The sequence below is a fragment of the Microbacterium sp. H6 genome (assembly GCF_003314775.1).
GTDB lineage: Bacteria > Actinomycetota > Actinomycetes > Actinomycetales > Microbacteriaceae > Microbacterium > Microbacterium oxydans.
Map to the genome: position 1 here is coordinate 350 of NZ_QOAY01000224.1, position 5,568 is coordinate 5,917.

The following is a 5,568-nucleotide window of genomic DNA, read 5'->3' on the forward strand; positions in this document are numbered from 1 at the left end:
CGACGATGTCGCCGTGAAGCAGACCGGCACCGCACTCCAGCTCGCCGGCTGGTCGGCGCTCCGGGAGATCGAGCCGGGCGGGCCGCTGACCTACACCGGTTTCGCCTCACGCCTGGACAACCCCCGGGCCGTTCGGGCTGCGGCGTCCATCTGCGCCCGCAACGCCCCGGCGCTCTTCGTGCCCTGCCACCGGGTGCTGCGCACCGACGGGAGCCTCGGCGGTTTCGCGTGGGGCGTCGATGTCAAGGAGAGTCTGCTGGCCCGCGAGAGTGCCGCGGCGTGAGCCAGGAGCACCAGATCCGGCACCGGTGATGGTGCGCTACGACGAACCGTCCGTTCCGACGCGGCCATAGGCTCGAGCCGTGACCGCCATCGATGCCCTCGATCTCCACCGCCGCGCCGTCGTCGCCGATGCCCACAACGATCTGCTCTGCTCGGTGACGAGTCGTCCGCCCGCCGAGTGGTCGGACTACTTCCGGGCCCAGTGGCTGCCGCAGCTGCGCACGGGTGGTGTCGACCTGCAGGTCCTGCCCGTGTTCGTCGATGACATCTACCGGCCGGAGGGCGCGCTGCGTCGTACGTTCCGCATGATCGAAGCCGCGCACCGGGTGGCGGAAGGAAACGCGGATGCGGTGGGGCTCTGCCTCGACGGGGACGACATCGACAGGGTGATCGGTGAGGGGCGCATCGCGTTGGTGCTCGCTCTCGAGGGCATGCCCGGCATCGCCGACGATGTCGAGCTCCTCGAGACGGTGCATCGGCTCGGAGTGCGCGTCGGCTCGGTCGCCCACTTCGGTCGCAGCGCCTTCGCGGACGGAAGCGGAGAAGACGCCGCGGGCAGCCGGCTGACGCGCACGGGCGTCCAGGCGCTGGCCGAGATGGAGCGCATCGGCATGATCTTCGATGTCAGCCACCTCGGAGCGGGCGGCGTCGACCACGTGCTCGAGCTCGCCACGCGACCCGTCATGGCAACGCATTCGTCCGCCCGCGCCCTGTTCGATCACCACCGCAACCTCACCGATGCGCAGATCGCCGGAGTCGCGGAGACGGGGGGAGTCGTGTGCGTCAACTTCTTCGCCCCGTATCTGCATGCGAGCGACTACACGATCGACACCCTGATCGACCACTTCGAGCGGGTGGTGTCCGTCGCCGGGGTGGACCACGTCGGGATGGGACCAGACTTCGTCCGCGAGGTGCTCGCAGACACCACGGCCCCGTGCTGCGTGCAGACGACGATCGAGGGCGTCCCCGCCGATCGGTACCTTCCCGGGCTCGAGGGTCCGGAAGGGCTTCCGCTCGTCACCGAGGCTCTGCTGCGTCGCGGCTGGCGCGAAGCCGTTGTCCTGGCCGTGCTGGGCGGCAACCTGCAGCGCTTTCTCCGAACCGGGCTCGCTGTCCAGGGGTGAGCCACCCGAGCCACCTCGCCGCGGTCGCCGGGAAAGAGCAGGGCGAATCGGGAATGACTCTTGCTTTCAGCTGGTTCACAGCAATAGGCTGGTGGGCTGTCGCGCCAACCGGACGACATCGCCGAGCCCCTGAGGAGGACACCATGTTCACGATCGCCACCGCGCGGATCGCAGCTCTCGGCTCGACCCCGGCGCGTCCGCTCTCCTAGAGCCACCCCGCCCCTTCTCCGTCGGATGCCGGACCCTGTGGGTCCGCTCTCGCATCCGTCCCCTTCCGCAACCGCTGTCCATACGAAACTCGTCTGAGAGACATGTCCTCCTCGCCTTCCGCGCAGAATCCCTCGCCTTCATCGACCCTTTCCACTCCGGCCGCACTGTGGCGCCTGAAGCCCTTCGTGAAGCCGGTAATCTGGCGGCTCGCCGGCGGTGCCGCCAGCGCGCTCATCGCCGCCGTCATCGCCCTGATGATCCCGATCGTCCTCGAGCAGATCATCAGCGGACCCGTCCGTTCGGGTGAGATCAGCGCCATCATCTGGGGTGCTGTCGCCGTGTTCGCGCTCGCCCTGGGCGAGGCCCTCATGGTATGGCTGCGACGTCAGTTCGTGCTCAACCCGGCCACGCAGGTCGAGTACAAGATGCGCACGGAGCTCTACTCGCGCCTGCAGACCCTCCCGGTGTCCTTCCACGACCGGTGGGGCTCAGGACAGCTGCTCAGCCGCATGATGCAGGACATCGGCCTCATCCGCCGCTGGCTCGCGTTCGGCCTCGTGCTGCTGGTCGTCAACATCCTCACGATCATCATCGGCTCCGTGCTGCTGTTCCGGTGGCACTGGCTGCTGGGCACGATCTTCCTGGTCACGGCGATCCCGCTGTGGATCCGCGGCTACCTGTTCGAGAAGCGCTACGGCGCCCTCACCCGCCGCAGCCAGGATCAGGCCGGTGACCTCGCGACCAGCGTCGAGGAGAGCGTGCACGGGATCCGCGTGCTGAAGGCGTTCGGGCGCGGCAAGCACGCCCTGAGCCGCTTCAGCAGGCAGGCCGAGACGCTGCGCGAGACCGAGATGAGCAAGGCCGGTGCGATCGCGTCGATCTGGTTCTGGCTCGACCTCATGCCGCAGATCGCGTTCGGCCTCAGCCTGATGTCCGGCATCTGGCTGATCTCCGTCGGGCAGATCGGCGAGGCGCAACTGTTCGCCTTCTTCGCGATGGCCGTCGTGCTGCGCTGGCCCATCGAGTCGATCGGCTTCCTGTTCTCGTTCATGCTCGATGCGCGCACGGCGACCGACCGAGTGTTCGACATCTTCTCGGAGACCAACACCATCACCGACCCCGAGCACCCGGTGCACATCGAGAACCCGCGCGGAGAGCTCACGTTCGAGAACGCGCACTTCCGCTATCAGGACGCCGGCGCGCACGAACGCGACCTGCTCGACGGCATCGACCTGGTGCTGCGACCAGGGGAGACCATGGCGCTGGTCGGTCTCACCGGCAGCGGCAAGACCACCCTCACCACGCTGCCCACGCGTCTGTACGACGTGACGGGAGGCAGGGTCACCCTCGACGGCGTCGACGTGCGCGACCTGCCGCTGTCAGAGCTCCGTCGGCACATCGCCATGGCGTTCGAAGACGCGACGCTGTTCTCGGCGACGGTCCGGGAGAACGTGCTGCTCGGTCGTGCCGAGCTCGACGTGCACGGCGAAGAGGGCGAGCGTGTGCTGCGCGAAGCTCTCGACGTCGCTCAGGCCTCGTTCGTGGATTCCCTGCCAGACGGCGTCGAGACGGTGATCGGCGAAGAGGGGCTCAGCCTCTCCGGCGGTCAGCGCCAGCGGCTCGCCCTCGCCCGTGCGGTGGCGGCGAATCCGAAGGTGCTCGTGCTCGACGACCCGCTGTCGGCGCTCGACGTCGACACCGAGGCCCTCGTGGAGGAGGCGCTGCGGCACGTGCTCGCCGACACCACCGCCCTGATCGTGGCGCACCGCCCTTCGACCGTCGCGCTCGCCGATCGCGTCGCCCTGCTCGAGGCCGGTCGCGTGACGGCGGTGGGCACGCACTCCGAGCTGCTGAAGACCAGTCGGCACTACCGTCATGTCATCTCCAGCCTCGAGGCGGAGGAGGCGGCGCGCACCGGGACGATCCCGGTGATCCGCGATGAGCAGTCCGAGATCGATGAAGAGGTCCGTGCGGGCCTCGGGATGCAGGCCGCCGACGAAGACCCCATCACCGAGAAGGAGGTGCAGCGATGAGCTCCGCCATCACCGGAACCAGGAACGAGGATCGTTCCGAGTACACCCGCGAGGAGAGCAGGGAGATCCGTCGTCGATCCCTCCGACTGCTCGGATCCCTGGTCAGCCCCTTGAAGCCGAGGATCGTGCTCGCCGCCGCGGTGCTGGTCGTGTCGACCGCGCTCCAGGTCGCCGGCCCCATCCTCATCAGCCTGGGCCTCGACCGAGCGCTGCCTGCGGTGATCGAGCGTGCCGACTGGATGCCGACGTTCATGATCGGAGGCATCTACCTGCTGGCCGGTGCCCTCGCTGCGGTGCTGATCGCCTGGTACGTGATCATCGCGGCCAAGCTCACGCAGGCGGTGCTGCTGGACCTGCGCAAGCGCATCTTCCTGCACACCCAGCGCCTGAGCCTGGAGTTCCACGAGTCGTACACGTCGGGGCGCATCATCTCCCGTCAGACCAGCGACCTCGACTCGATCAAGGAGCTGCTCGACGGTGGCCTGAACGAACTCGTCTCCGGCGTGCTCTTCGGGCTGTTCACCTTCATCGCGCTGTGCTTCTGGGACTGGCAGTCGGGCCTGATCCTGGCGATCGGCGGAGTGCCGCTGTTCTACCTGATGCGCTGGTTCTACTCGCGCTCGCAGCTCGTCTACCGCGAGTCGCGCGTGATCAGTGCGAAGGTGATCGTGCAGTTCGTCGAGACGATGACCGGCATCCGCGCCGTCAAGGCGTTCCGCAAGGAGCCGCGCAACGACAAGGCGTTCCAGGAGATCGCTGGCGACTACCGCGACGTCAACCGTCGCTCGATGCTGCTGTTCGGCACGTTCGAGCCCGGCCTGATGGGCGTCGCGGCCCTCGTGCTCGGCATCGTCGTGCTGTGGGGAGGCATCCGCGTCTCCGAGGGTGCGCTGACCGTGGGTGTGCTGCTGTCGGCAGTGCTCTACGTCCGCAACTTCTTCGCGCCGATGCAGGAGATCGCGATGTTCCTGAACTCCTATCAGTCGGCCACGGCCGCGCTGGAGAAGGTCTCGGGCGTGCTCGAGGAGGTGCCGACGGTTCCCGACCCCGAGAACCCCGTCGACCTGTGGGAGTCCCGTGGGCATGTCGAGTTCGACGAGGTGACCTTCGGATACAACGGAGAGAAGACGATCCTCCCGAACTTCTCCCTCGACATCCCGGCGGGGCAGACGATCGCCCTCGTCGGAACGACCGGCGCCGGGAAGTCGACGCTCGCCAAGCTCATCTCGCGCTTCTATGACCCCTCCCAAGGGCGGGTCACGCTCGACGGCGTCGATCTGCGGTCGCTGCACCCGAAGGACCTCCGCCGCGCGATCGTCATGGTCACGCAGGAGGCCTACCTGTTCAGCGGCACCGTCGCCGACAACATCGCGCTCGGCAAGCCGGATGCGACGCTCGACGAGATCAAGGCCGCGGCACGGGCCGTGGGCGCCGACGGGTTCATCTCGTCGCTGCCCGACGGATACGGCACCGATGTGAACAAGCGCGGTGGTCGGGTGTCGGCGGGGCAGCGTCAGCTCATCTCGTTCGCCCGGGCTTTCCTCGCCGACCCCGCGGTGCTGATCCTCGACGAGGCGACGGCTTCGCTGGACATCCCATCCGAGCGCTTGATCCAGGATGCGTTGCAGACCCTCCTCAAGGACCGCACGGCGATCATCATCGCGCACCGCCTGTCGACGGTCGCGATCGCCGACAGGGTGCTGGTGATGGAGCACGGCCGCATCATCGAGGACGACACTCCCGCTGCCCTGATCGGCGGTACCGGCAAGTTCGCGCAGCTGCATGCGGCCTGGCAGGAGACTCTCGTCTGATCTGCCTCTTCCGGTCGCGATATGACAGCCGTCTGGTGCAGGTGAGCTGTCATATCGCGACCGGAAGTCGTGTGCGTCTGGGTAGCATCGAGGTATGGACCCCCTGCT

At 67.7% G+C, this 5,568-nt stretch carries 4 protein-coding genes; all 4 read left to right on the top strand.

All coding sequences use genetic code 11. From position 1 onward, the window contains the following. Positions 1-283: methylated-DNA--[protein]-cysteine S-methyltransferase (locus DSP71_RS14680; protein ID WP_147251325.1), on the top strand; the 283-nt coding region annotated here is incomplete at its 5' end. A 79-nt stretch (positions 284-362) separates the two neighbouring features. After that, positions 363-1,406, top strand: coding sequence for a dipeptidase (locus DSP71_RS14685; RefSeq protein WP_113681455.1), 1,044 nt, complete (start codon positions 363-365; stop codon positions 1,404-1,406). A gap of 311 nt (positions 1,407-1,717) precedes the next feature. After that, positions 1,718-3,649 (top strand): ABC transporter ATP-binding protein, encoded by a 1,932-nt coding sequence (locus DSP71_RS14690; protein WP_058632672.1) that lies wholly within the window; start codon positions 1,718-1,720, stop codon positions 3,647-3,649. After that, a complete protein-coding gene (locus tag DSP71_RS14695; protein ID WP_046748826.1) occupies positions 3,646-5,460 on the top strand; it encodes an ABC transporter ATP-binding protein in 1,815 nt (604 codons plus the stop codon). Before DSP71_RS14690 ends, DSP71_RS14695 begins: the two co-directional genes overlap by 4 nt. Positions 5,461-5,568 lie beyond the last annotated feature (108 nt).